The sequence below is a fragment of the Lishizhenia tianjinensis genome (genome assembly GCF_900116425.1).
Taxonomy (GTDB): domain Bacteria; phylum Bacteroidota; class Bacteroidia; order Flavobacteriales_D; family Crocinitomicaceae; genus Lishizhenia; species Lishizhenia tianjinensis.
Genome location: NZ_FPAS01000007.1, coordinates 33,065 through 58,814, shown reverse-complemented (window position 1 = coordinate 58,814; position 25,750 = coordinate 33,065). Strand labels below are relative to the sequence as shown.

Here is a 25,750-nt window from a genome sequence, read left to right as displayed (position 1 = left end):
GGAGCGGCTGTGTGGGATAGGGAAAACAGAAAGTGACTGCAAGAAACTTGTTGTTTGACCATAGACCACTAAGCCGAACACAACGGAGTAGAACGAATAGCGCGGCTAACAGCATAAATAAATTTGAAATTGGAGATTCGATATTTGAAATTGGAGATTGGAGATTGGAGATTGGAGATTTGAAATTAAACAACTGCACCAGGTTTAATTCATCATTCAAAATTCAAAATTGAATACTTCTACTTATAAGAATTCTTAATTCAGCTTTCTTAACTCTTAACTCATCATTCTTAACTTGTATTTTATACCTTATATATAGGGCAATAAAAAAATCCACCTTTTAGAGGTGGATCTTCAACAATTAGTTTTTAATGACCCTTACTGTTTTAACTTCGGTCGCACTGGTTATCTGCAATAAGTAAACTCCCGGGGTAAAATTCGTTACATCCCATATATATTCTCGACTGTTAGGTTGGGCTGAACCCATTTGTTGGCCTAAGTTATTTATGACTCTCAAACTAGTTATAGGCTCTTTTGAACGTACTTTAATATCATCATGTACAGGATTGGGATAAACCTCTATGGTATTCAAGTCAAAATTTTGCGTACTTAAGTAATCCACAAGAAAACATGACGAAGTATCTGAACATGCTCCATTAACTATCTGAACCGAATACATTCCTTCTATTGCTGGAAGGTAGGTAGCATTCGTTTCGTTCGGTAAAACCATATAGTTACTATCACAGTTAAACCACTGGTAAGTTGAGCCAAGCAAAGAATCTATTGGGAAAAGAGATCCATCCGAAGCAACACCTATGTTATAATCAACCTCTGTTATATCTAGGTTCAAAGTTAAAATAGAATCACATCCATTAATTGCAGAATATATTGCTTGATACTCACCACTACTTCCATAAACCTGCCCTGTTTCTGGCCAATAGAATTCATTACATGCTGCCACGGTGTCTTTTAATTCAATACTATGCGAAAGATTTAAATCTAAAACCAAGGTAGAATCACACCCATAAATATTGGAATACGTTTTCTCATACACACCGGCTTGGTTATAATAATCACCTTCCCAGTATACAGAGTCACAATCTTGCAATGACATTTGCTGAGGAGCTTGCAAGTAGCCCTGTGTTTTAATGGTATTGTATACAGTATTTGTAATAACCGCTGGGTTAAAATCAAAATAAATTCCGACTTGATTATCAATATAGGTTTCATCAAAAACTTGAGCAATGTGATCCACTTCAAAAATCACATAGCCTTTACTTCCCTCGGGGCTAGACAAACTATCGATTAACATAATACTGTCAAACTTAAATCTAAGAAGATTACTCCCCAACAATTCCGTATACATATCATGGGAAGAAGCGATCACTCTCACTGAATTTGGATCTAGAAAAGGACTTAAGGTATCGTCTATATGAATATTCACAGCTTCAGCATTTCCTGTGTTTTGAAAACGAATAGTATACGTAAACTTTTGTCCCTCCTCCACAAAATGAGGCGTACACTCCCCTATGGGGTAAACCGATTTATCATTTGGATCATAACCGTTGATTACAGGGCCTATCATAATTTGAGAATTATTGGTGGAATCAACATCTGGAGCTCCATTCATACTGGCTGTTAAGTACACAAAGTCTCCTATTTGAGCTTGTAAACTTACCCCTACAAAAACTCTATTGGCATAAGAAAGTGAATCATTATTAATTGAGGTGTAATTCCAAATCAGCGTATCACCATTAATTTGATCAGGAGCTATCCATGCTGAACTATAACTCAGCAAAGAATCCAAAACCAAACGCACCTCTCCTGTACTTGGTAAGCATCCATCATTCTGATACACTATATCTATGGATGACGGGAATCCAGGTCTGAAACTTCCAGGACTTAAGTTCAAGCGATCATCTACAGCATACTGGTTGGGAGACCCTGAAAATATATAAGCTAAATTAACACTACACCCAGCTGTATCGTAAACACTCAAATAATGTGGACCAGGAACGGTGGTTGTAAACAGCGTATCATTTAATACATATGGACCGTTATCCCAAGAGCACATGATATCTCCCTGATAATTTAAGGCTTTAATTTCCAAAGCACCGGCATTCGAACAGGTAATATCAGAAAAATGTTCTACAACCAAGTCTCTGTTGGAACAATCTGTAGAATAGTCTGTTTCGAAGCGAAAAATACCCGGGGTATAATTGTTACTACTTGACACATTCCCATAAGCACCTGCGATAATATCACCCGTTGCAGCTACAAATTCCAGATGACCTACATTAAATCCTTTGAATCTGCCTGCAACTCCTAAAAAACTATAGTCCCTTGATCCATCTGTATTCAGTCGAATCAAACTATCTCCATAAACCAAGACTATTTGATCATTCGGCAATACTAAAAAATCTTTAACATCATACAAACTATCAATAGCTGGAGCAAACTGGGTAAGCAAAGCACCACTAGGTGAAATTTTTATCAAATTCGGTATTTCAACCCCTCCATATGTATTCGGTGGTCCCGACAAATGAGATAGTGCGATAATTAAATTACCTTGACTATCATATGAGATTTTATTTTGCGTTCCCACCAAGTCAGTAGAATTATTATAATTCTGATCTATACTTCCATCTGAATTAACTATAAATATCTCCGGATCTGAAGGCTGCGCATAATACCAAGTATAAGAAACCAAAAGGGCTATTTTACCTGATGGTAAAAAAGCTACATCATTAATCTGGCCTATAGAGTTCAGAACGGTATAATCAAATTGAAAAGAACTATCTAGTGAACCATCTGAATTCAATCGAATTAAACTGCTATATCCTAAACCATTACCCACACCAGAAAACCCAGCTTCACCAAAAACTAAAACCTTTCCATTATCCAAGGCTGAAACTTCTAACAACTCACCTATATAAGTAGGATACATTTTAAATGTTGTGTCTAAACTACCATCTTGATTCAATCGAACTACTCCTTCATGAAAAGACTTGTGCACCATGTCAAATTCACCAGCTAAAAGTAATTTCCCATCCGATTGCACATCAATATCATTTAAAACATAAGTCGGGAAAATTGAACTTTCAAAGGTCCTTGTCAAACCAGGATTAAAATCAAATGTTGGATCAACGGTTCCATCCTGCATCATTCTTGCGACTCCGAACAATTCATTTTTATCTACAGATGTAAACGTACCTCCCAAATAATACCTTCCATCGGGCAAAGGTTCTACAACATTCACTCTTCCAAAAACTCCTTTATTCTGCCGAAATGTTGCATCTAATTCTCCTCCAATATTTCTTCTTAATATATCAGAACCAAATGACACCAGCTTACCAGCATAATCGAAGATTCCAGTTCCTGTCCCTCTTAAATATGACGAATCTTCAACACCATTGGAATCAAATTTTCTTCCTCCAATGTATAATGTACCAGAAGCAGACTCTACCATACCATGATTTACTAAAGAGTTCGCACCGTCAATAAATGTGATATCCAAACTCCCATCATTTCTTAGTTTCAAAATATTCGAACATGCTGTACCTCCAATACTGGAGATATTACTGGTACTAATCAAAATACTACTGTCCATCAACAAATACATATCAGGAACAATCATATTTGAGATCGATAAATAACTTGAAGGCTGAAAGTCCAAATTAAATGTAGAATCTAAAACACCTATCGAATCAAATTTCGCAATACAATATTGCTGCTGACCATTAACAGCATTGAACCTACCAGAAATGAAAACATCATCATTGTAATTTATTAGTATTTCCCTAATGCCTTGATCAGTAATTATACCACTATCAAAAGATGTATCCCTTACGCCTTGCTGACTGTACCTAAACATTTTACTATGGAAATTTGGAATCGGATTTGAATAAAAACCGGCTATAGCTAAATCACCATTAGAAAATTCATCAAGGGCCTCAACATAGGTGAAAACGGTATCTAGATTATTAAAACCATATATAAGATTACCATTTGAATTTATAATAGCCACTTTTTCAGCAACCTGATTATTATAAGTCGAAAAACCTCCCCAAACTGCGTAATTCCCATTTATTAATTGTTTCATCCCATAAACGTAATTGTCAAACCCAGCACCCGCCACATTGAAAGAGGCATCTACAGTACCGTCATTATTTAATCGAGCAATACGATTTAAAGAATCTCCATCAACTTCTTGAAAAAATCCAGCAACCAAATACTTTCCATTTGGAAGTGGTATTACAGACTTAACCAAATCATCAAACCCACTGAATTCAACATCAATATTGTAAGTATTATAAGTCGTATCTACTAATCCTGTAGTTTGGCAATGAAGGAAATTGGATTGAACAAAAAATAAGATAGATAGTATGAGAATTAGGTGTTTCATAGTAACGTAATTATATTACCCGTAAAAATAAAAATAATATGTTCTCCACCTTTGCTACATTCTCCATTATCCCTCTGTAATATCAATTTGAGACATCTATGCCGCTTCTTAGGTTAACACTCTACCGTTAAATCAATTAGAAATAGAAAGTAACACATATAACTGTTCTTGACATTTATTCATAGAAAAAGCCGTTCAACTTATGGTTATTAGGATTAGTTTGTTGTATCTTTGCGCCCCGTAGTTACAAAATTTAAGAAATGTCGAATTCTACTAAATACATCTTTGTAACGGGGGGTGTTGCTTCTTCGTTAGGAAAAGGAATAATTTCAGCTTCATTGGCAAAACTTTTACAAGCCAGAGGTTTTAGCACAACAATTCAAAAGTTGGATCCATACATCAATGTTGATCCAGGTACATTAAACCCATATGAGCACGGTGAGTGTTTTGTTACCGATGATGGTGCAGAGACAGATCTTGACTTAGGTCACTACGAACGTTTCTTAAACGTTAACACATCTCAGGCCAACAACGTTACCACAGGTAGAATTTACCAGTCTGTTATTGAAAAAGAAAGACGTGGTGAATTTTTAGGAAAAACTGTTCAGGTAATCCCTCACATCACAGACGAAATCAAGGAGCGTATTCAAATCTTAGGTAAAGATGGGAAATACGACATCGTGATTACAGAAATTGGTGGTACGGTTGGAGATATAGAGTCTTTACCTTACGTTGAGGCTGTTCGTCAGATGAACTGGGAGTTTGAAAACGATTGTATCGTGATTCACTTAACTTTGGTTCCTTACTTAGCAGCAGCGGGTGAGTTAAAAACAAAACCAACGCAACACTCTGTGAAGCAATTGTTGGAATTAGGTTTACAGCCAGACATTCTTTGTTGTAGAACAGAGCACGATTTAGATTTGACTTTACGTAGAAAGATTGCAAAATTCTGTAACGTGAGTCCAAATGCAGTGATCGAATCTAAAGATGCTGAGTCGATTTACGACGTTCCCTTATTGATGCAGGAAGAAGAGTTAGACATGGTAGTATTGGAGAAATTACAATTGCCACGTAAGAACACTCCTGAATTAACACAGTGGAAACAATTCTTAACTACACTTAAAAACCCAGAAACTGAGATCAACATCGGTTTGGTTGGGAAATACGTTGAATTAAAAGATTCTTACAAATCAATTTCTGAAGCCTTTATACACGGTGGTGTTGCCAACAAGTGTAAGGTGAATGTAAAATGGATACACTCTGAGAAATTGACTTCTGCAAATGTAGAGGAGCAATTAGGAGGATTAGACGGAATTTTAGTAGCGCCTGGATTTGGTTCTAGAGGTATTTCTGGAAAAATCACAGCCGTTAAATTTGCCCGTGAAAACAAAGTTCCTTTCTTTGGAATTTGTTTAGGTATGCAGTGTGCAGTAATTGAATACGCAAGAAACGTAATCGGTTGGGATGATGCACATACAGTTGAGATTTCTGACGATTGTTCTTACCCTGTTATCAACTTAATGGAAGAGCAGAAAAACATTTCTGACATGGGTGGTACGATGCGTTTAGGATCTTACGCTTGTAAGTTGAAATCTAAAACAAACATTTACGAAGCATACAATACGGAAATCGTTAATGAACGTCACCGTCACAGATACGAGTTCAACAACGAATATTTAGAAGAGTTTGAGAAACATGGAATGATTGCTACTGGTCGTAACCCTGAAACAGGATTGGTAGAAGTAGTAGAAATTCCTGACCACCCTTGGTTCGTTGGAGCGCAGTTCCACCCAGAATACAAGAGTACGGTTCAAAACCCTCACCCTTTATTTACAGCCTTCATTGGTGCTGCTATAAAGAACAAAAAGTAATCATACGAAATGGATAGAAATACAATTATTGGATTAGGTTTGATAGGGGGACTTTTGGCCCTTTACACCTACTTCAATCAACCCACAGAAGAGGAAATTCGCCAAGCACAAATTGAAGCAAGGGAACAAGCTGTTGCAGATTCTTTAGCCGCAATTACAAAAGCTCAGGATACAATTTCTTTGGAAGAGGCAAAGCAAGTAGCTGTAGCCAATAACCTACAAGCGAAAATGATCATGACCGAAGATTCTACATGGATCCAAGCGACTGACTCATTAAACAACCCTATTTTCACAGATACGCTTACTCAAAAAGACACTGTTATTGTTGGAGGATTACAAACACCTACTACAACAACAGCAATTGAGAATACCTCTGTTTGGATAGAGAATGATAAATTAAAGATAGAATTACACACTGAAGGTGGTAGAGTAGCAAACGTTCTTTTAAAAGAATTTGAAAGCTATGAGAACTTCGCTAAAGAAGACAGTGTAATTACGGCTTTGGAATTAATCGATGGTGATCACGCAAGCAATGCACTTCGTTTCCCTTACGAGGGTGGAGTTTATTCTACTGCTGAGAAAGCTTTCGAAATTGTTAGTCAGAACGAAAACAATGTAACCTTACGTCATTCTTTAGGTGGAAACAAGTCTATTGAGTACATCTACGCTTTAGAAGATGGAAAATACGATATGACTTACGAAATCCGTATGCACGGATTGGGAGAAGTTACTCCGCAAAACGTAATGTTAGATTGGCAAGCAAAATTGACAAAAACTGAGCGTTTACTTTCAGAGCAAAGAAGAATTTCAACTGTTTTCTTTAAAGAGAAAAATGAAAACTACGATTACTTGTCAGAAGCTTCTGATGATGATCAAGATGAGTTTGAAGGAGAATTAGACTGGATCGCTTTCAAGCAAAGTTACTTCTCTTCTATCATGATGCCAGCGAATGGTTTCGGTAAGAATGGTACAGATTTGAAGATTACTACTTTCTCTGAAAACTCTCCATTTTACGATACACACATCAAAGACTACCAAGCACAATTGAATTTAGGGATGACTTCTACAGACAACGGTTCTGTAAAAATCAACTGGTTCTTTGGTCCTAATGATTACGAATTATTAGCGTCTTACAACAACGAAACAGAAGACATCATCAACTTAGGTTGGGGTATCTTTAGATGGGTAAACGTATATGCAATTCAACCTTTGTTTAACTGGTTTGCAAGCTTCGGAATTAACTTGGGTATTGCTATCTTATTATTGACTATCGTAGTTAAATCTGTATTAACTCCTATTCAATGGAAGATGTTTACATCATCTGCTAAGATGCGTATCTTAAAACCAGAGATAGAAGAGTTAAACAAGAAATACCCGAACAAAGAGGATGCTATGAAAAAGCAAATGGAGACCATGGCCTTGTACAAGGAAACAGGTTCTTCGCCTTTGGCAGGATGTGTACCTATGTTGATACAGATGCCTATCTTGTTTGCCGTCTTCAGATTCTTCCCTTCTAGTTTTGAGTTAAGACAAAAGAGCTTCTTATGGGCAGAGGATTTATCATCTTACGATAGCATTGCTAACTTAAGTTTTGATATTCCTTTCTACGGAGATCACGTGAGTTTATTCACTTTGTTGATGGCGGCAACTACTTTAATCTACACGATTTTGAACAGTAGTAACATGCAACAACCGCAACAAGAGGGAATGCCGAACATGAAATACATCATGTACTTCTTCCCTATCATGATGATCTTCTTCTTTAACAATTACTCATCTGGTTTAAGTTACTACTACTTCATCTCAACATTGATGTCTATCTTAACTATGGTATTGATTAAGAACTTCTTTGTAGATGAGGAGAAATTAAAAGCTAAAATGGCTGCTAAAAAAGCAGAAAATGCAGGTGGTACTAAAAAAGCTAAGAAGTCTAAATTCCAAGAAAGACTTGAGCAAATGCAAAAAGCTCAGCAAGAGAAAATGAAAAAATAATCTTGTTCTATCATACTTAAAAGCCTCAGTTTTACTGGGGCTTTTTTCATTCCTACCCTCTTCTAGTTCATCAATACCTGTCTACAAGTTAAGTACTTAGTCGTTAATTAATTCCACTTCAACAGCATACGTAAACACTCTGGTTTCCAATAATGTAACTTTTGTTGCCAAAATAAATTTGTATCCCCTTTAAAGTGGATGTATCTTTGCACCGCATTTAGAGAAAAGCATACAACATCTCTTTTCAAATGAAGCTAGAAATAGTGAAAAATTTTAAAAGAGGTTTACAATACGATTTGTTGGTTGTAAGGGAAAACCACAGGTTAGCATATAGCGCTAACAGCCCGGTACCAGGGTTCGTTTTCTTTATCTCTATTCTCGGTGGTAGCCCCGAATTGGAATAAAGAAAATTAGGTACAATAATTTTCATAGTTTAGTTTTAGTTTCGGTAAAGGTCGCACTACACAAAATAGTGCGACCTTTTTCGTTTATTACAAATCTCTTAATAACTTAGGGGCAAAATAAGAAGCTATGACTATTTACCCTTTAAATACAGGAAATTTCAAATTAGATGGTGGTGCAATGTTCGGTGTTGTACCCAAAACTCTTTGGAGTAAAACCAACCCAGCAGATGCTAACAACATGTGTGATTGGTCTATGCGTTCTATGTTAATTGAAGACGGTGATCGTTTGATTTTAATTGACACCGGTATAGGAGATAAACAGTCAGAAAAGTTCTTTTCTCACTACTACTTATTTGGAGACGATAGCTTACAAGGCAACTTAAAAAAATTAGGATTCTCTCCGGATGATATCACGGATGTATTCTTAACACACTTACACTTTGATCACTGTGGAGGAGCCATTCGCTGGAACAAAGACAGAACTGGATTTGAGCCCGTGTTTAAAAATGCTACCTACTGGAGCACAGAGAAGCACTGGAAATGGGCAACAGAGCCCAATGCCAGAGAAAAAGCTTCTTTTTTATCAGAAAACATTCTGCCTATTCAAGAATCTGGACAATTGAAATTTGTGGATAGACAAGGAGATTTTGCTAAGAATGTATTCAACAACATCGACTTATTGTTTGTGGATGGACATACAGAAAGTCAAATGATACCCCACATCAAGTACAAAGGAAAAACCTTGGTTTTCATGGCCGATCTTTTGCCAAGTACAGGGCACATTCCTTTGCCCTATGTTATGGGCTACGACACTAGACCGCTTTTAACCTTGGACGAAAAAGGAAAATTCTTACAACGCGCTGCAGAGGAGGAATACATATTGTTCTTAGAGCACGATAGCGTAAATGAATGTTGTACCGTACAACAAACAGAAAAAGGCGTACGTTTATCGGAAACCTTCAGTTTTAATGAATTGTTTTAATTCAAAACTCTATTTTTAAACATAAATAGCTTGCCATGAATAAGTATCTTCAGCTTTTACTTCAATTAGAAAGTACGGTTATCATCCCCGAATTCGGGGCCATTATCATTGCCAATGAAAAAACAGGTGATTTACTTTTTAATGAGTACTTGAAATTCAACGATGGAAAATTGGTGAATTTCATTGTGGAGAACTCTAACATGGATGAGCAAGAAGCCTTGAATTTCATATCTAAATATGTTCGAGAGATCAATGCTCAATTAGATAAGGGTGAATCTTACGACATGTTTGAATTCGGTTCTTTCACCAAAAACAAAGATGGGAAAATCGTTTTTGTTCCTTGGGAAAAGATAAAAGATGTTGGCGTTGCAGCGGTGCAGACCATAGTTGAAGAAGAGGAAGCTCAAGCCGAGGAAGAGCTGTCTCCTGCGGATGAAGTTGAGCTTTCAAACAATGAAGTAGAAGACACACTTAGCATTTCGGAAGAAATAGAAACTCCCGTTGAGGATATTGAAGAAAAACCAGACGAAGAAACTCCTAAAAAAGTAAATACTTACATTCCTCCTACTCCGGTGGAAGAAGTGATTTCTGAGGAAAAGGAAGAAGAAACTGAAAAAGAAAGCAAAGCAAAAGATCCTACACCTCAGCCTAAAACGGAAGGTATTAAGGTTGCTACCGTTAAAAAGGTGGTTACTGTTCCTCCTAAAAAGGAAAAGAAGAAAAACAGAGTTGGATTAATTATCATCTTGGTTTTAATTATAGGAGCTGGAACTTTTGCAGCCTTACAACTTGAAAAAATTCAATCTTACTTTGCCGATAATAAGGAAGAAACTCCTAAAACAGAAGTTAAAGTAACTCCAGAGGTGGAAGAACAAGCCGCTACTGAACAAGAAGAGGTCGTTGCCGACACTACTTTACGTAATGAAACATTGGTAGATACAGATACTGTTACAACTCTAGAGCAAACAGAAACTGCAATAGAAGAAACGGAAGTTGACGAGGATAATGATGTTGCCGAGGAAACAGTAGAAGAAATCACAACAACACCCGTTCAAACTTCTGGAAAATACAAAATGATTTGTGGAAACTTCTCCGAGCTTGAAAATGCAGAAAAACAAGTGGAAGAATTAAGAGCCAAGGGCTACAATGCGGAAATCATTGGTATCTTTGGCGGCTTACACAGAGTTTCCATGAACAGTTATAGCAGTTTCCAAGAAGCTGTAGATGCACTTCCTGCAGCAAAACAAGAAGTTAGTGGGGCTTATGTTTCTCGACAATAGATAGAAAAATGAAGAAATTCATAGATGTTAGAAATATCATCGCTCAGAAAAATGCCAATCTCCTGAAATGGATACCTGGCTTTATCATTCGTTATGTTCAAAAAATTCTACACGAACAAGATGTAAATGCCTTTATTGATGAACATAAAGACCTCAATAGTTTTGAGTTCTGTCAGGCCGTTATAGACAAATTCAATATAGAACTATCAACGGTAGGACTAGAAAATGTTCCAGATAGTGGTCCGTGTGTATTGGCCGTAAATCACCCTTTGGGAGGAATGGATGCCATGGCTATTGTCACCCTACTACAACACAAACGAAAGGACATTAAATTCATCGTAAATGATGTGCTTTTAAACCTAGAAAACTTAAAAGAGATTTTCATAGGAGTAGATAAAATAGGGAAGAATCAGAAGGAATCTTTGCGCAAGGTAGATGAGCTTTTTGGGACAGATCAATTGATTTGCGTATTTCCTGCAGGTTTGGTCAGTAGAAAAATCAAAGGTCATGTAGAAGATTTAGAATGGAAGAAAACTTTCATTACACGATCTAAACGCTATAACAACACGATCATTCCCGTTCACATCAATGGCGAACTATCTAACTTCTTTTATCGTTTATCAAACATTAGAAAGAAAATAGGAATCAAGGGAAACATAGAAATGTTGTATCTTGTAAATGAACTCTACAAGCAGAACAATAAAAAGATGCGCGTATTGTTCGGTACACCTATCCCGGCGAAAAGCTTAGACAAAAGCAAAAGTGATAAAGCCTGGGCACAAGAAATTAAAAACAAAGTATACGCTTTAGAAAAGCAATATGACAAGTAAAGATATAATAGCTCCTATTCCAGTTGAAATATTGGAAAAGGAATTGAATCAGGAGAGATGGGTACGCACCACGCGTAAAGGAGATAATGAAATTTATATTGTCAACAACCAAAACGCACCCAACGTTGTTAAAGAAATTGGACGTTTGCGCGAGGTTACCTTTAGAGCGGCAGGAGGAGGAACAGGTCTTTCTTTAGATCTAGATGAATTTGATACGAATGAAAATTCTTACCAGCAACTTATTGTTTGGAGTAAGGAAGACAAGGAAATAATTGGGGGATACCGTTTCATAGAATGTAAGAATGCCATTCGTGAAGAAGGGGAGCCTGAATTGAGCACGGCACACTACTTTGATTTCTCAGAAGACTTTATTGAAAACTATCTTCCAGACACCATAGAATTGGGTAGAAGTTGGGTGCAACCTAACTTTCAACCCTCTGTTAACCCGCGTAAGGGATTATTTGCTTTAGACAACATTTGGGATGGTTTAGGAGCGTTAACCGTAACGAACCCTAACATCAAATACTTCTTTGGTAAGGTTACGATGTACCCTGATTATGATAAAGAATGTAGAGATTTCCTTTTGCATTTCATGCACCATTATTTTCCTGACAAAGAAAATTTACTTTCGCCCAAACATCCTTTACAAACAGAAGGAAATGATGCTGAATATGCAGCTTTATTGAAAGATTTAGATTTTAAAGATGGTTTTAAAGTATTGAATCAGTACATACGTTCAAGAGGAGAAAATGTACCGCCTTTGGTAAACATTTACATGCACCTCTCTCCTACCATGAAGACTTTTGGAACCGCTGTGAACCCAGACTTCGGAGGTGTAGAAGAAACGGGAATATTGGTAACTATTGCTGATATCTTTGAAGAAAAGAAAACACGACACATAGATCCTATGTTATAATAAAAAAGGGGCTTCAATGAAGCCCCTTTTTTATTTCTATAATCTTCTTTATAATGCAATAATCAATTCCGTTCTAAAGTTTACGATACTTCTAAAAGCCATCAATTTAAAGGTATTGACTGTGATGCCATATTTTACTTCTTCCTGTGTCCAGTTGAAATAATCCAATTCACCTCTGAACATCTCCATATACGTAAGGTGGAAAGTGGCATCAAAACCATATCGCAGAATAAATGTTTCTGACAACGGCATAGATTGCATAGCGGAATAACGTAAGAACAAGCCGCTATTTCCAAAAGATTCCGGTTTCGTGTAAATATTTTCATACCCGAAGGTATTTACCACAGATTGCTCTGAAAGTTGTTGATCCTCGCCCAAACTAGACTCAAATACGGTCTTAATTTCTCCCTCCAAAGGTAAGTTTGCCTTTTCATAGCCAACTTCTATTCTATTCATAAAATTCCCCATAATAAGAGAATTCCATTCATACGATGAGAATTCAACATGCACAGAAAATTGATTTCTTTCCATTGAAATGGGAGAATAAACTGTTCCCGTGCTGTAGGGTTGTGGATGATATAATTTAAAATTAGACCTGCGGTAAATGGCTCCTATTAAAAATCGGTTGGAGATTGCACGACTATAGCCAAGGTTGATCCCACCTGGTCTAAAGGTAAACACACCTTGTCTTTTCACATCCTCGCCATCGAGGTATAAAGGAGAATCCAAAAAGTCTCCCAGTTTAAAATCAAAGGTTGGATTGGCTCCAATGGATATAAAGTTCTTCTTCCCGAAGTAGCCTACCTTCTTTTGGCTAAAGCCAGAGAAAGCAATTAACGTTGCTGTTATTAGTAAAATATTTCTCATGGCTTAATTATTTAAAATATCATTTAGGTATAAACTCAAGATTGTTTTACTTGGCCTAGCGTTGAAGGAATACGAGCTTTGTTTCACAACATCTCCAGAGTGTAAATCAAACACAACAACATCGTACCTCACCTTGTGCATCTTGGTTAATTCCACGGCAATGTGTGGAGGTAAGATAATAAACAAGGTATAAAATGAAAGGTAGACATAATTGGGATCTAGGGTTAACTTCTTATCATCTAGCAACAAAGAAAAAACAAAATAATCGCTGTTGTACTCTTTCGAAATTTGTTCAAACTCTTCCATATCTGGGTTTACGTAATAACTCGACCCCAGGTCTAAATACCTGTAAAAATATCTTTCTAAGGCAGCTCTGGCATTGTATCCTTCTGTGCCGACTTCTGCCAAATTGTGCTTATTTAAATTCACAATTGCATTTTGTTTTCCATGTACATAAGGGTATTCATCGTAAACCTCATGCATTTTTTCGCTCAGCTTTAAGGTTTTATTGTATTGTACAACCCCAAAGTTTTTACGCACCGCTACGGGTTCTACAAAAATTAATTTTTCCTCACTTAAATCTAACGTTGGCTGTGCTTCCAAGTACGCAACATATTGCCTTGGATTAAGTTCATTTATAGAATCTTGCAATTCTTCTTTGGCTTTAAATGCTTCTTTGTAGGTTGAAAAAAGTTCTAAATACTTTTCATCTCGTGCTATATCGGATAAGGCATAGAGTAGATACTCCGAACTATCAATTTTATCTGAAGCCGTGATCACCCCATCATCTACAAAAGATTTTTTAATTTTTATTTTATCATATTTCGATAACTTTTCCCACTCCTCTTGGGTGTAGCCGTATTTATTTTTATCCGTTTCTTTTTGCTCAACAAGGCTTGTATCTCGCTTCGTTTTCAAGGCTTCCAACTCTTGGGCTGTTTGTGTTAAACTCTTGGCATAGAATTTTGTCAAATCTAAATCCTCTAAAAGCATTAAATGAAGTAAAGTGTTCTCCATTTTCTCAAACATTTTATCGTTGGGAAAGTGCTCCTTGAGATTCAGAACATTGCGCAGGGCATACACCACAAAATCGTCATCGGTTAATTGGTCAAAGAAATAATTTACCCCCGCTATTTTCCCTTCTAAATCATCTGGATCTGTAAACACATCTTTATTAGACCCTTCTACGGCGTAAACCGCGGCATTTGTCCAAGCCAATGCTTTTGAACGCATCAGGTGTTTATTATTTGGGTACTGTTTTTCCAGAATAGCAATTTCATACAAACAGTTGGCGTAATCTCTCGAATACAACCAGTTCTGTACGCGTTCAAAACGAGCTATACTTCTTATTTGATTGAACCTATCTTCTCCCAATAAATATTGTTGCGTCCCCTTAAACTTGCTTAATTCTTGCTTATATAGTTTAAGCGCAAATTGTTTTCTGCTTTTAATATTGGGATGAGAACTCTTTGTATCATCGTAATCTTCTGTATAGTCAATGGCTTTTTCTTCCAACATTAAATATTCTTCTGGAATATGAGCTAAATCTCCCACCAAGAACTCCTTACTCACACTTACTTCATCTATGGGCAAGTGCGAATACATTAAAATATCAAAGACTTGTTCGATTTGGTCTATGCTATATCCTGCTTCTAAATATCTAATAAGTCCTAAAGAATCTGCCTCTGTTTCGTGCTGTTTACTATAGGTGCTAAAATCTTCTATTTCCAACTCTATGTTGGCACGTTCTAATTCCTTTCTTCTTTTAAAAGAATTAAGTACATGTTTTTCTTCGTAATGAGCAATTTCGTGGGATAAAACAAAAGCCAAATCACTTTCTGAAACCAATTGAGATAAGAGTCCCATGGTTACGAAAACCATTCCATCACCAGTAATGAAAGCATTAGCAACATTAGAACGTAGGGTAAAAAAGCTCAGCTCATCAAAAATATATTCATCATCTTTAAGGAGTTTTTTGGCCAAATCTTCGATGTACTTTGTCATATCATCCCCATAGACCACCAAACCAGATTGAATGAGGTTGTCTAAAGAGGTTGCTTTCATGAAAACGTACTCCTTTTGTTCATAGCCACTAAGGCCATAGTCTACTTTTAGGTCTTGGTTGTAACGTTCATCCAAGGTAAGTTTAAAACTTTCGGGAATTTCTCCTTTGGATTTAACCTTTTCGTAGTTATTAAAATCTATTTGTGCTTGCAGAAAGAATACAGAAAGTAGACTCAAGCAAAGGCTTAAATATTTCATAGTTAAGGGTGTTTAATAGCTCGGTTTTAGCATGTACAAAAAAGGGGTAGCCAAAACTGCCACCCCTAATTTATGTTTTTTTTCAATTAGTCTTCGCTTCCAAACCTTTCGATTACCTGTTGCGTTACTCCCGTATTAGAGAATCCTCCATCGTGGAATAAGTTCTGCATGGTTACATATCTTGTTAAGTCAGAGAACATAGAAATACAGTAATCTGCACAAGCCACTGCTGATGCATTTCCTAGTGGAGACATTTGCTCAGAGAAATTGATGAATTCATCAAATCCTTTGATACCCTGACCAGCTGTAGTAACTGTTGGCGACTGAGAAATTGTATTTACTCTCACTTTCTTCTTGATACCGTAGTGGTAACCAAAACTTCTTGTGATAGACTCTAACAATGACTTAGCATCTGCCATATCGTTGTAATCTGGGAAGATACGTTGAGCTGCAATGTACGTTAACGCTACAACAGAACCCCATTCGTTTAAGGCATCCATTTTTTGAGCTGTAGCCAAGATCTTGTGTAAAGATCCTGCAGACACGTCTAATGTTTGGTTGTAGTAGTTATAGTTAATATCTGTATAATGCTTTTTCTTTCTTACGTTTGGCGACATACCAATAGAGTGTAAAATGAAATCGATTTTACCTCCAAGGTGATCCATTGCTTCTTGGATTAATTTTTCCAAATCTTCTACGCTAGTTGCATCCGCTGGGATAACGATAGATCCAGTTTTCTCTGCCAAATCGTTAATTGCTCCCATACGCATAGCGATAGGTGCATTAGTTAATACAAACTCCGCTCCTTCTTCGTGTGCACGTTCTGCCACTTTCCAAGCGATAGACATATCATTAAGGGCTCCAAAAATAATCCCTCTTTTTCCTTTCAATAAGTTATTTGCCATAATTAATGCTTTGGTACAAATTTAGAATTATCGGGGATATTCCTACACTTTTTTGTCAGGTTTATGACCACAGCCCCATGTGCATAATCCTTATACAAAAAGAAACCCACCTCTAACAAGATGGGTTTTCCTTATATTTTTAGTCAACAAGAATTACTTTCCTGCCTTCAAAATAGCTTTATTAATTTCCTTTACTAAGCTTGGTCCTTTGTATATATATCCTGTATAAACTTGTACTAAACTTGCTCCGGCTTCTAATTTCTCCAAAGCATCTTCAGCAGAGTGTATCCCCCCCACTCCAATAATAGGGAAGCTTCCGTTTGATTTTTCTGCTAAGTAGCGAATTACCTCTGTAGACCTTTTTGCTATGGGCTTTCCTGATAATCCTCCCATTCCAATTTCATCCAGATTATCTGCTTTTAAACCTTCTCTATTTACAGATGTGTTTGCCGCAATGATTCCGTCTATCTTTGTTTCTGCTACCAACTCTACCATTTCGTCTAACTGTATGGTATTTAAGTCTGGCGCAATCTTTAATAAAATAGGTTTTGGTTTACTCTGCTTTTGGTTGTAGTCTTGCAGGGCATTTAATAAGTCTACCAAGAAATCTTTGTCTTGTAATTTGGCATGACTTCCCACATTTGGACAACTCACATTTACCGTAAAGTAATCTACATAAGGATGGAGTTCAGTAAAACATTCAACGTAATCACCAGTGTATTGATCAGGCGTAGAGCTCGTCATTTTACCGATGTTTCCACCAACAATAATATTAGTATTGCGTTTTTTCAATTTTTCAACCATGGCTTTCACCCCTTGGTTGTTGAATCCCATTCTGTTGATTATTGCTTCATCGCCAATTAATCTAAACAGTCTTTTCTTTGGGTTTCCTTCTTGCGGACGAGGTGTTACTGTTCCTAATTCTATAAAACCAAAACCAAGGTTCTCGAGTTCATTTAAGAGTTTCGCATCCTTATCAAAACCAGCTGCTAAACCAACAGGGTTTTTAAATTTCAATCCAAACACCTCTCTTTCTAAACGCTTATCTTCTAAAGTATAGACGCTTCTAAAAATGGATTTAACCACAGGTGTATTCAAAGAGATTTTCATCATTTTAAAAATAAAGTGATGGGCTTTCTCTGGATCACATTTAAAAAGAATTGGCTTTAATAACTTGTACATTCGTCGTAAGATTTGTGCAAAAATAAGCACAAAAAAAAGAGGATACAACTCCTCTTTTTACTATTGTAATTTCGTAAACCTTAAAACTTGGTTTTCCCTTTCCAACGTTCGGTTCTAATTCTAAAGGAAGAAACTGTAATATTCTTCGAAAAGACCAAGTTTACGTAAAGTATTGCATCTTTTGTACTGGGGTCACCACGCTGTTGACCGGGTGCAAACCAGTTCTGATTTCCGATAGCAGGATTCGATGCCAAAGCAGCATCAGGTCCAATAGAAGCCGCCAAAACTGCTGGATCGTAATAAACGGTTGAAACATCGTCTATATAATCAGAATAAGTCATGTGATAAGTAGCTTCAATTCCTAGTCTCCAGTATTTCCCGGTTGCCAAACGCATACCTAAACCAAGTGGAACTGTTACCGTAAAGTTTGAATATTTTTTAGCGCCGTCAGCAAATCCTTGTCCCTCTGTACTTAAAGGTCTCAAATTCGTCCATCCCGAACCAAAATCCGCTTGCGGAATAAAGCACATAGCTCCAACTCCGGCAAAAAGATAAATCTGATTGTTGTAGTGGTGACTTCCCTTTCTAACACTTAAATCATACCTCCTGCCCGACTTCTCATAAGCATAAACAATGAATTCTAATCGGTTTGAAGAATGAATTACAGGAGCTCTAAAGTGAAGATTTCTGCTGCTTCTAATAATTTCTTGGGTAAATTGATCGCTACCTCTTAACATACCAAAACTTAGGTCTGAGGTAAAGGCCCACTGTGGTGCAAACCTCCATCTGTATCCTGTCATGAAAGAAAACGAGGTTGCCTTCCAATCTAAATCTATGGGAGAATAATCCGTACCGATTTGATCTCTACCACCTAGATCGCCCAAGAAACCTGTAGCTCCAAAGCCCATTCTAAATTCACGGGTATTTCGCTTCCAGTTACGACCACTAAAACCACCGAATTGACTAAAGCCAAAACTGCTCAGTAGTAAAAAGGATAGTAGAATAGAAATGCGCATAATTTTGCTGAATTCAACTGTGGGTTATAGAACAAATATAGAGATCCTCATTGGAATTCACAACACCCTAATGGAGAGACCAATAGTTCTTATCTTTCTTAAAAACGTTTAAACTTCATTAAACTTAAATTTCACTCCGTCTGTCGTTGAAACAAGTACAATAACACCCTCCCCCTGATGAAAATAAAATTTCAATTTTTCTGAACTATTATTTTCTTTTGAAAGCGTAAGTGTGGTGTCTTTGCCTTCATATAAACTCCCCTTATATACATTTTGAGAATCTTTTCGCTTTTCAAACCAATCCATGGCTTCCTTCGTTCTTTTGTTGGGAAGTTTACATAAATAATAAACCTCATTCGAAAAATAGAGGTACCACGAAGCAATTTCTGTAGACACACCTTGATATAGTTTTGGCTTTGCCGCTCTAATCTTTATGGTGTCTTGACTCGATAAATTTAAAGAAAGACCTATAAACAATAATAGGAGTAATAACTTATTCATCTTCTTTTATGGGAATTAAACTAAACGGCTCCAAAGTTATCAATCGCCCGGAATGATCTAGTGCTTTTATGGCAGTAATAAATATTCGTTGATTTAAATTAAAAAATTGAAGCTGAGCACACACCGTATCGGGTATTTGATTCGAACGAATATATTCAGTAACCGTTGTACCTTCCTTTACATAAGTAATTTGAAAAGAAAAAACCTGGTAGCCCAGGTTATTCTTTATTCCATCTCCAAAGCAAATTTTTTCAACGGCTATTTCGCCATCATAAACTCCATTTATGTGTGGTAAAAAATCAACTTCCGTAGGTTTCTTTTTTATCTTAATCTTATCTTTCTCTTGCGCTTGGGCGTACACATTAACGCAAAGCAACATTATCAGTAGAAGGAGTCTTTTCACCGAGTATAGCTTTAATATTTTCTGCTGTAAAATCCGCATTTAAGATAGATGTTAATTTGAAATTATGTACACCTTCCTTTGGTAAATCACTTTCGCTAAAAGATGCATAGGCAAGTTTACCATTTTTATCTTGAACAAATATCACATTTTTCCCATGGTGAAATCCTATTTTTTCTAAAGACTGTAGCCCAAAATAGCCAGCTGTATATTCGAATCTAGCTTCCTTACTAAAACTAAAGACATAGGCTTTTTGTACTTGCATATTATCTCCATCACTGTAATAATTAAAAGCCAAGGGTGCAGGATTCGGAAACTTTCTTGGAGAATCACAGTTGTATACTCCCCATTGAAAAGCTTCGAAACTTGCCGTGGCTTTGTAAATTGCATTTCCCATTGCCATGGTTTGTTGTTGTGCCTCAAACATAGCTTTTCTAAGTTCCATGTCCTTAAGTCGCGCTGCCTTTTGCTCTTCGATTAACTTTTTCATTTGCAACTGCACATCTTCTTGACGCTTTTCCAACGCCTTTTTCTCCAAGACTAATTCTTCTTTGCGCTCTTTGATGTCACTCATTACCATGTTAAATAATTCCTCCGCTTCTTTTTCATCGTTTCCAGACAACACAGGGCGTGCAATTAAGTAATTTGTTTTTCTTCCCTTGATGAAAGTAATTTTATATTGACCTTCTTCTAGCAATTGCAACTTCACATTATCCCAATTCTCTTTGACAATATCTGAATATTGTTTTTGATTGGGCAAAGCTTCAAAACCTACTCCTTGTAATTTCTCCAACTCTGGAAATTCTTTTACGTCATAGTCTAAATCGAAAACTAAATTCTGATTTTCAACCAATTTGTAGTCGGCACGTTGTGGTTCTTGCTTTTTCAATTCCACAAGCTCCACATCTATCTCCGCTATTCTTTCTTGGATTTCAATTTTCTCTTGTGGAGCTAACTCCTTTTCTAAAGTAACTTTTTGAGACTTTGCAACAGGTTCAGCGTCTGTTTTCCTCTCCTTAGAACTCGCATCGCTGTACACACATTTAGAGTCTTCCCATCCTCCATTATCTTCGTTGAGGTAATAGAAATTGAAACCTTCGCTCGGTTTATACATTTGCATGTCTATGGCCAAAGGTGCTTTCGGGTTAATCCCTACTTCTTCTCCATTTTGAGTACCTCGTACTTCTAACATACCAGCAGATTCGAAGGCACCTTCTTCTACCGTCATTGGAATACCCGCAACAAAAGCGCTGGCTTTATCTGCAAAATATCTCACCTTAACATCTACAGCAGAAGTATTATCTGGAGCCATTAGCGTAGCTGCTTTAAAGCTGATTGTAGATCCGTTGGCTGTTGAGATGGTGGTGTCTTTTCCTGGTAAAACTTTAAATGTTTCGTAAGGCACATCTTGTCCATCAACAGGAGTTTGTATACAAGGTGTGTCTTCTAAATTATCTGCTTCACTTAAAGGGGCTAAAGCTGTGGTTGACGCTAAAGTAGTATTGTTCTCATCTAGATTATTTTCGTTTGTTATTAATGTCGATAAACCAATTGCCACGGCGACGGTGGCTAAACCTGTGGTACCCCAAAACCACGTCTTTTTATAGAAGGGTTTGTGCAGTGCCTTTAGGTTGCCCAAGATTTGATCAAAATTCTGTCTATTTCTGATTTCTTCTGATGAAATCTTGGGCCTATCCAAATTCATTTTTCGGTTATTCATGACCGCTAGTTTTTAAAAATTATTTTTTTCAACTTCTCCAAAACCCTAAAAGATTTTACCTTGGCATTGTTCTCAGTTATTTCCAAAATTTCGCCAATTTCTTTATAAGGTCGCTTTTCAAAATACCTCAATTCAAGAATTTGAACGTCTTCTTCCTTGAGTTGAGCTATGGCATTAAACAGTCTTTTTTGATTCTCATCACTGATCACTTCATCCATTTCTTCAATGATTTCGGTGATGTGCAGGGTTTCAATATTCACTGTACGTTTCACTTTTCTATCTCTAAAAGCCTGGTACAATTCACTCTTTGCTATACGATAGAGCCATGATCCAAAAGGAACACCTCTGAATTCGAATTTGTGAATGTTTTTGATGGCTTTTAAAAACACCTGAGAAGTAACATCGAAAGCCTGTTCGGTGTCGTCCATTCTCTGGTGTACATACCTAAAAATCTGCTCGTGATATTTCCTATACAACGGCCCAAAGTCCTCCGGATTCTTTTTTGCACGTTGTACCCAAACGCGTTCCTGGTCTAACTTAGAACTTGTTTGGTGATACACTGGGTTAATACTCATCGCTTTTTGGTTTTATAGTTTACTTTTTGCAAACTGGTTTGCAGTACGCAGAACTTGCAGATTCTACATACTAATAATACTCCATTAGAAAATGGTTACAGAATAATTTTTGGATTCTCTAAAAAAACGATAAAATAGCTGTACTTATTGCACAACTAAAATTTTAGAAGGATAGGATTAGAAGTAATAACTCCAGTTTCCTTCGCCGTAATACCTGTAGAGCACAGGGTTGTAAATACTATTGATTTTCAAATCATTGCTATCTACTTCTACCAAGTCTCCACCAAAATTCGTAATCATCTGACTGGCAGAAGGGGTTAAAAATTTGGTAGGGATAGTTTCCCAAGTCATGGCCTCAATTTTTTCTTTCATGAAAGATGCGGGTAACTTCTTTGTTCCCATCATCCAGCCCCATTCACCGAAAGTATAGATGTGATTGTGTAAAGGCAGCACATTGAAATTAGCCGCTTGCATGGTTTTCTCTATACAACGAAATGCTTTTGTGGTGTAGTACGGACTCGCCGCTTGAGTGATGAATACACCATTGTGGGATAATCGATGATACACCAAATTGTACATCTCTTTCGAATATAAACGACTCAAATCTACACTTCGTGGGTCTGGAAAATCGGCAATAATAACGTCGTATACTTTGGGGGTTTTCTCTAAATAATTGAAGGCATCACCAACTACAACATTTACCTTAGAGGATTGATATGCATCTTGATTTACCTTACGTAAAATAGGTTGTGTTTGACCTATTTCTATCATTCTCGGATCTAAATCAACAAGCGTAATACTATCGATAAAAGGATATTTCAATAATTCTCTAATGGCACATCCATCTCCCGCTCCCATGAGCAAAACATGTTTTGGTTTACCCGCCAATTGAACAGCTGGATGAACCAAGGGCTCATGATACATCCATTCATCAAAAGTGCTTAACTGTTTACCTGAATTGAGGTAAAGCCAATAATCTTTCTGCCATTTGGTGATGGTGATTTTCTGATAAGGTGTTTGTTCACTAAAAACTACTTTCCCCGTGTATAAATTCTGATTTCCGTATAGCACAATGGGTTCTGAAAAATACAAACCTCCCAATATGGCGATCACCACAACTCCCCCAAAGACACTTAATTTATTTAATAATCCTTGAAGGATGTATTTCTTGAACTTGAAAAAAACCAAAACAGCCACAATGAGGTTAACCCCACCAACGATAAACGGTGTATAGGTAATTCCTAAATACTTGATTCCGACGAAAGCAAAGAAAAGTCCTCCCAACAAAGAACCAAAATAATCCTTTTCCATCACCTCGCTAATGTTGGTTCTCAACTCCGCATTTTTTGCATTGATACGTGTTACCAAAGGAATTTCCATACCAATTAAGGCTCCTATGACGATGGCCAATAAATAAATGGAAGGTGCCAAATTGGAAAGATGAGGCATCAATAGGTAGACGAATAAGGAAGATAAAGAGGTAAGGATGGAGAGCGTAAACTCAATTCCTACAAACCAAGCTTCAAGATTTGATTTAATCCATCTACTTATTCTACTTCCCAAGCCCATAGAAAAGAGCATAAGGGACAGAATGATGGTCCACTGAAAAACAGAATCTCCTAAAAAGTAGGTAGCCAAAGTGGCCAAAATATACTCAGCTACTATACCCGCCATCCCCGTTGCCAATAAGGCAAGCATGAGGGTTCTTTTGGAGTTCAGTAGCGGCATATCTTACTGCGCTGAATTATCTAAAAGTAAGAGAACGATGTACGTTACATAAGTTCCGAAAAGGATGAGTCCTTTCCAAAACCCAACTTTTTTGCCTATCCAAATCATAGGTAAAAGCAACAGGGCAAAACCTATCATCCAAAGAAAATCAAAGTCTAAAGATGGCTGACTAACTTGTATAGGGTGAATGATAGCGGTAATACCAATTACGGCCATGATGTTAAAGATGTTACTACCAATAAGGTTCCCGATGGATATTGCTGTTTCTTTTCTGTAGGCTGCTACTACACACGTAATCAATTCTGGAACAGAAGTACCAAATGCGATGATGGTAATACCGATTACACGTTCGCTTAGTCCTGCCTCTTTTGCTAAGGATACAGCTCCATCTAACAACCAAGTTGCTCCGAAGTATAGACCTACAAGTCCTAAGGCTAAGAATAAAAATGACTTCCCTAAAGACGAAGGAGCTTCTAACTCTTCTTCTGTCATTTCAGCCTTTTCCTTCTTAGTTTGTTTACGAGATTTTGTTACAATAAAAGCAATGTATAGAATAAGTAAGATTAACATGATTAATCCTTCGAACCATACAATTATACCGTCTAATGCAAAAATGTAGAAGAGAATAGAACTCAAGAACATTTTAGGCCAATCGTAGATTTTTGTATCTCTGGCTACCGTAAGGCCATAAACCATTACTGTAATACCCAAAACCAAAGAAATGTTTGCAATGTTAGATCCTACAACATTACCGATTGCTATATCAGGCGCTCCTTGAAAAGCTGCTTTTATAGAAACCAATAATTCCGGTGCTGAAGTACCAAAAGAAACTACGGTTAAACCGATTACCAAGGTTGAAAGATGTGCTTTGAAAGCTATTCCAACTGCTCCTTTTACTAAAAATTCTCCTCCTACAATAAGTACGATTAATCCTCCGATGAGTATTGCTAAATCTGCTAACATTATGCTTCTGGTGTATTCTTGTTTTCTGAATTAGTAGTAGTGTCTTGGTCCATAGGTTTAGTTTCCTCTTGCTTTTGAGGAGCTTGAGGAGCAACATATTGGCGAGGTGGTTTACGATGAACCACCCCACCTTCTAATCCTTCCTCTATGTCTTGCGCCATTTGGTCTAACGGCCTTTGAATACTATCCTGAAGATTTCTAGCTCGACCTTCTAAATTGAGGTCTTTCTTCATATTTTGCGTCGATTTGGAAATCTCGTCTTGGATTTCCTGACTTGCATCTTTTATCTGTCTAAACCCACGTCCTAAAGTTCTTGCTAAACCAGGAATACTGTTGGCCCCAAAGAAAATGAGAACAAATAAAAGTATTACGAATATTTCGGAGCCTGCCACTCCACTTAGAAACATTAACATGTCGCAAAATTAAGAATAATGTAGAAAGTAAGGCTATGCCTAGTGCTTAGAATTCGCTTCTTGAACAAGCGTGTAATTTCTGTATCCACCTTCCATTTCAACAATATTTTCGAAACCTGCTTCTTCTAACATGGTTCTTGCTTTTGCAGATCTTCCTCCTGATTGACAGTACACCAATACGGGCGCTGATTTATCCATATTTTGAAGGGCAGCTTGGAAATCACCGTTTAAAAAATCAAGGTTTTGCGCACCTTCCAAGTGTCCTCCTTCAAACTCTGCTGCAGTTCTTACATCTATAACCTGACCTTTTTCAGTCGCTGCAATTTCTACAAACTCATTTGGTCCAACAATACGAATATTAATTTCTTTCTGTTCACCAGATGTAGCCGAACCTGCATCTACAGTTTCTGTAGTTCTAGAAATTGTAGTATCTCCGTTAACAACCTTAACTTCTTCTTTAACGACAACTTCTTTTTTACTTGCTTCTCCACAAGCAACAAGGCCAAACAAAGCCCCTAAAACGATAATTTTTTTCATC

At 37.0% G+C, this 25,750-nt stretch carries 20 protein-coding genes; 6 read left to right on the top strand and 14 right to left on the bottom strand.

Annotation, left to right across the window (positions count from 1 at the left end):
- Positions 1–361: 361 nt before the first annotated feature.
- Positions 362–4,405, bottom strand: a complete 4,044-nt coding sequence (locus BM327_RS15470; protein WP_090253270.1) for a DUF7619 domain-containing protein — start codon at positions 4,403–4,405, stop codon at positions 362–364.
- A 260-nt stretch (positions 4,406–4,665) separates the two neighbouring features.
- On the opposite strand from BM327_RS15470, the gene BM327_RS15465 reads away from it, so the two are divergent.
- From BM327_RS15465 to BM327_RS15440, 6 genes are all read left to right on the top strand, one after another.
- Positions 4,666–6,276 carry a CTP synthase gene (locus BM327_RS15465; protein ID WP_090253267.1) on the top strand — a complete coding sequence of 537 codons (1,611 nt, stop codon included), beginning with the start codon at positions 4,666–4,668 and terminating at the stop codon, positions 6,274–6,276.
- 9 nt (positions 6,277–6,285) lie between these two features.
- The gene (gene yidC / locus BM327_RS15460; protein ID WP_090253263.1) at positions 6,286–8,268 is read left to right on the top strand and encodes a membrane protein insertase YidC; all 1,983 of its coding nucleotides are present in this window, start codon (positions 6,286–6,288) and stop codon (positions 8,266–8,268) included.
- Between the two features lie 531 nt (positions 8,269–8,799).
- Positions 8,800–9,654, top strand: coding sequence for an MBL fold metallo-hydrolase (locus tag BM327_RS15455; protein ID WP_090253258.1), 855 nt, complete (start codon positions 8,800–8,802; stop codon positions 9,652–9,654).
- Positions 9,655–9,689: 35 nt separating this feature from the next.
- Positions 9,690–10,934, top strand: coding sequence for an SPOR domain-containing protein (locus BM327_RS15450; protein WP_090253255.1), 1,245 nt, complete (start codon positions 9,690–9,692; stop codon positions 10,932–10,934).
- An 8-nt stretch (positions 10,935–10,942) separates the two neighbouring features.
- On the top strand, positions 10,943–11,764 hold the full coding sequence (locus BM327_RS15445) for a 1-acyl-sn-glycerol-3-phosphate acyltransferase (RefSeq protein WP_090253250.1): 822 nt from the start codon (positions 10,943–10,945) through the stop codon (positions 11,762–11,764).
- Positions 11,754–12,680, top strand: coding sequence for a glycine N(alpha)-acyltransferase GlsB (locus BM327_RS15440; RefSeq protein ID WP_090253246.1), 927 nt, complete (start codon positions 11,754–11,756; stop codon positions 12,678–12,680). The genes BM327_RS15445 and BM327_RS15440 overlap by 11 nt, the downstream gene beginning before the upstream one ends.
- Positions 12,681–12,728: 48 nt before the next feature.
- Here the strand turns inward: BM327_RS15440 and BM327_RS15435 are convergent, their stop codons facing one another.
- The 13 genes from BM327_RS15435 to BM327_RS15375 form a co-directional block, all read right to left on the bottom strand.
- Positions 12,729–13,547, bottom strand: a complete 819-nt coding sequence (locus tag BM327_RS15435) for a hypothetical protein (protein ID WP_090253242.1) — start codon at positions 13,545–13,547, stop codon at positions 12,729–12,731.
- Positions 13,548–13,550: 3 nt separating this feature from the next.
- A complete protein-coding gene (locus BM327_RS15430; RefSeq protein ID WP_090253237.1) occupies positions 13,551–15,809 on the bottom strand; it encodes a M48 family metallopeptidase in 2,259 nt (752 codons plus the stop codon).
- 86 nt (positions 15,810–15,895) lie between these two features.
- The gene (locus BM327_RS15425; protein WP_090253233.1) at positions 15,896–16,714 is read right to left on the bottom strand and encodes an enoyl-ACP reductase FabI; all 819 of its coding nucleotides are present in this window, start codon (positions 16,712–16,714) and stop codon (positions 15,896–15,898) included.
- Positions 16,715–16,867: 153 nt separating this feature from the next.
- Positions 16,868–17,896 (bottom strand): quinone-dependent dihydroorotate dehydrogenase, encoded by a 1,029-nt coding sequence (locus tag BM327_RS15420; RefSeq protein ID WP_090253230.1) that lies wholly within the window; start codon positions 17,894–17,896, stop codon positions 16,868–16,870.
- Between the two features lie 80 nt (positions 17,897–17,976).
- A complete protein-coding gene (locus BM327_RS15415) occupies positions 17,977–18,912 on the bottom strand; it encodes an RNA methyltransferase (protein ID WP_090253228.1) in 936 nt (311 codons plus the stop codon).
- Positions 18,913–19,020: 108 nt separating this feature from the next.
- Positions 19,021–19,413, bottom strand: coding sequence for a hypothetical protein (locus BM327_RS15410; protein WP_090253224.1), 393 nt, complete (start codon positions 19,411–19,413; stop codon positions 19,021–19,023).
- Entirely contained in the window at positions 19,406–19,816 is a 411-nt protein-coding gene (locus tag BM327_RS15405; protein WP_139230418.1) for a hypothetical protein, read from the bottom strand. The genes BM327_RS15410 and BM327_RS15405 overlap by 8 nt, the downstream gene beginning before the upstream one ends.
- A complete protein-coding gene (locus tag BM327_RS15400; RefSeq protein WP_139230417.1) occupies positions 19,776–21,533 on the bottom strand; it encodes a hypothetical protein in 1,758 nt (585 codons plus the stop codon). Before BM327_RS15400 ends, BM327_RS15405 begins: the two co-directional genes overlap by 41 nt.
- Positions 21,534–21,538: 5 nt before the next feature.
- On the bottom strand, positions 21,539–22,108 hold the full coding sequence (locus BM327_RS15395) for an RNA polymerase sigma factor (protein ID WP_090253211.1): 570 nt from the start codon (positions 22,106–22,108) through the stop codon (positions 21,539–21,541).
- A 177-nt stretch (positions 22,109–22,285) separates the two neighbouring features.
- Positions 22,286–23,836 (bottom strand): polyamine aminopropyltransferase, encoded by a 1,551-nt coding sequence (locus tag BM327_RS15390; protein ID WP_170853783.1) that lies wholly within the window; start codon positions 23,834–23,836, stop codon positions 22,286–22,288.
- A 3-nt stretch (positions 23,837–23,839) separates the two neighbouring features.
- On the bottom strand, positions 23,840–24,799 hold the full coding sequence (locus BM327_RS15385; RefSeq protein ID WP_090253206.1) for a calcium/sodium antiporter: 960 nt from the start codon (positions 24,797–24,799) through the stop codon (positions 23,840–23,842).
- A complete protein-coding gene (locus tag BM327_RS15380) occupies positions 24,799–25,212 on the bottom strand; it encodes a twin-arginine translocase TatA/TatE family subunit (protein WP_090253201.1) in 414 nt (137 codons plus the stop codon). The genes BM327_RS15385 and BM327_RS15380 overlap by 1 nt, the downstream gene beginning before the upstream one ends.
- A gap of 39 nt (positions 25,213–25,251) precedes the next feature.
- A complete protein-coding gene (locus BM327_RS15375) occupies positions 25,252–25,749 on the bottom strand; it encodes a rhodanese-like domain-containing protein (protein WP_170853782.1) in 498 nt (165 codons plus the stop codon).
- Position 25,750 lies beyond the last annotated feature (1 nt).

Bases quoted from the DNA above. Each gene is read 5' to 3' on its own strand.
- BM327_RS15445 (WP_090253250.1), top strand. From the start codon at position 10,943: ATGAAGAAATTCATAGATGTTAGAAATATCATCGCTCAGAAAAATGCC.
- BM327_RS15440 (WP_090253246.1), top strand. From the start codon at position 11,754: ATGACAAGTAAAGATATAATAGCTCCTATTCCAGTTGAAATATTGGAA.
- yidC (WP_090253263.1), top strand. From the start codon at position 6,286: ATGGATAGAAATACAATTATTGGATTAGGTTTGATAGGGGGACTTTTG.
- BM327_RS15430 (WP_090253237.1), bottom strand. From the start codon at position 15,809: ATGAAATATTTAAGCCTTTGCTTGAGTCTACTTTCTGTATTCTTTCTG.
- BM327_RS15450 (WP_090253255.1), top strand. From the start codon at position 9,690: ATGAATAAGTATCTTCAGCTTTTACTTCAATTAGAAAGTACGGTTATC.
- BM327_RS15435 (WP_090253242.1), bottom strand. From the start codon at position 13,547: ATGAGAAATATTTTACTAATAACAGCAACGTTAATTGCTTTCTCTGGC.
- BM327_RS15470 (WP_090253270.1), bottom strand. From the start codon at position 4,405: ATGAAACACCTAATTCTCATACTATCTATCTTATTTTTTGTTCAATCC.
- BM327_RS15465 (WP_090253267.1), top strand. From the start codon at position 4,666: ATGTCGAATTCTACTAAATACATCTTTGTAACGGGGGGTGTTGCTTCT.
- BM327_RS15410 (WP_090253224.1), bottom strand. From the start codon at position 19,413: ATGAATAAGTTATTACTCCTATTATTGTTTATAGGTCTTTCTTTAAAT.
- BM327_RS15375 (WP_170853782.1), bottom strand. From the start codon at position 25,749: ATGAAAAAAATTATCGTTTTAGGGGCTTTGTTTGGCCTTGTTGCTTGT.
- BM327_RS15385 (WP_090253206.1), bottom strand. From the start codon at position 24,799: ATGTTAGCAGATTTAGCAATACTCATCGGAGGATTAATCGTACTTATT.
- BM327_RS15455 (WP_090253258.1), top strand. From the start codon at position 8,800: ATGACTATTTACCCTTTAAATACAGGAAATTTCAAATTAGATGGTGGT.
- BM327_RS15415 (WP_090253228.1), bottom strand. From the start codon at position 18,912: ATGCGCATTTCTATTCTACTATCCTTTTTACTACTGAGCAGTTTTGGC.
- BM327_RS15380 (WP_090253201.1), bottom strand. From the start codon at position 25,212: ATGTTAATGTTTCTAAGTGGAGTGGCAGGCTCCGAAATATTCGTAATA.
- BM327_RS15425 (WP_090253233.1), bottom strand. From the start codon at position 16,714: ATGGCAAATAACTTATTGAAAGGAAAAAGAGGGATTATTTTTGGAGCC.
- BM327_RS15420 (WP_090253230.1), bottom strand. From the start codon at position 17,896: ATGTACAAGTTATTAAAGCCAATTCTTTTTAAATGTGATCCAGAGAAA.
- BM327_RS15400 (WP_139230417.1), bottom strand. From the start codon at position 21,533: ATGAATAACCGAAAAATGAATTTGGATAGGCCCAAGATTTCATCAGAA.
- BM327_RS15390 (WP_170853783.1), bottom strand. From the start codon at position 23,836: ATGCCGCTACTGAACTCCAAAAGAACCCTCATGCTTGCCTTATTGGCA.
- BM327_RS15395 (WP_090253211.1), bottom strand. From the start codon at position 22,108: ATGAGTATTAACCCAGTGTATCACCAAACAAGTTCTAAGTTAGACCAG.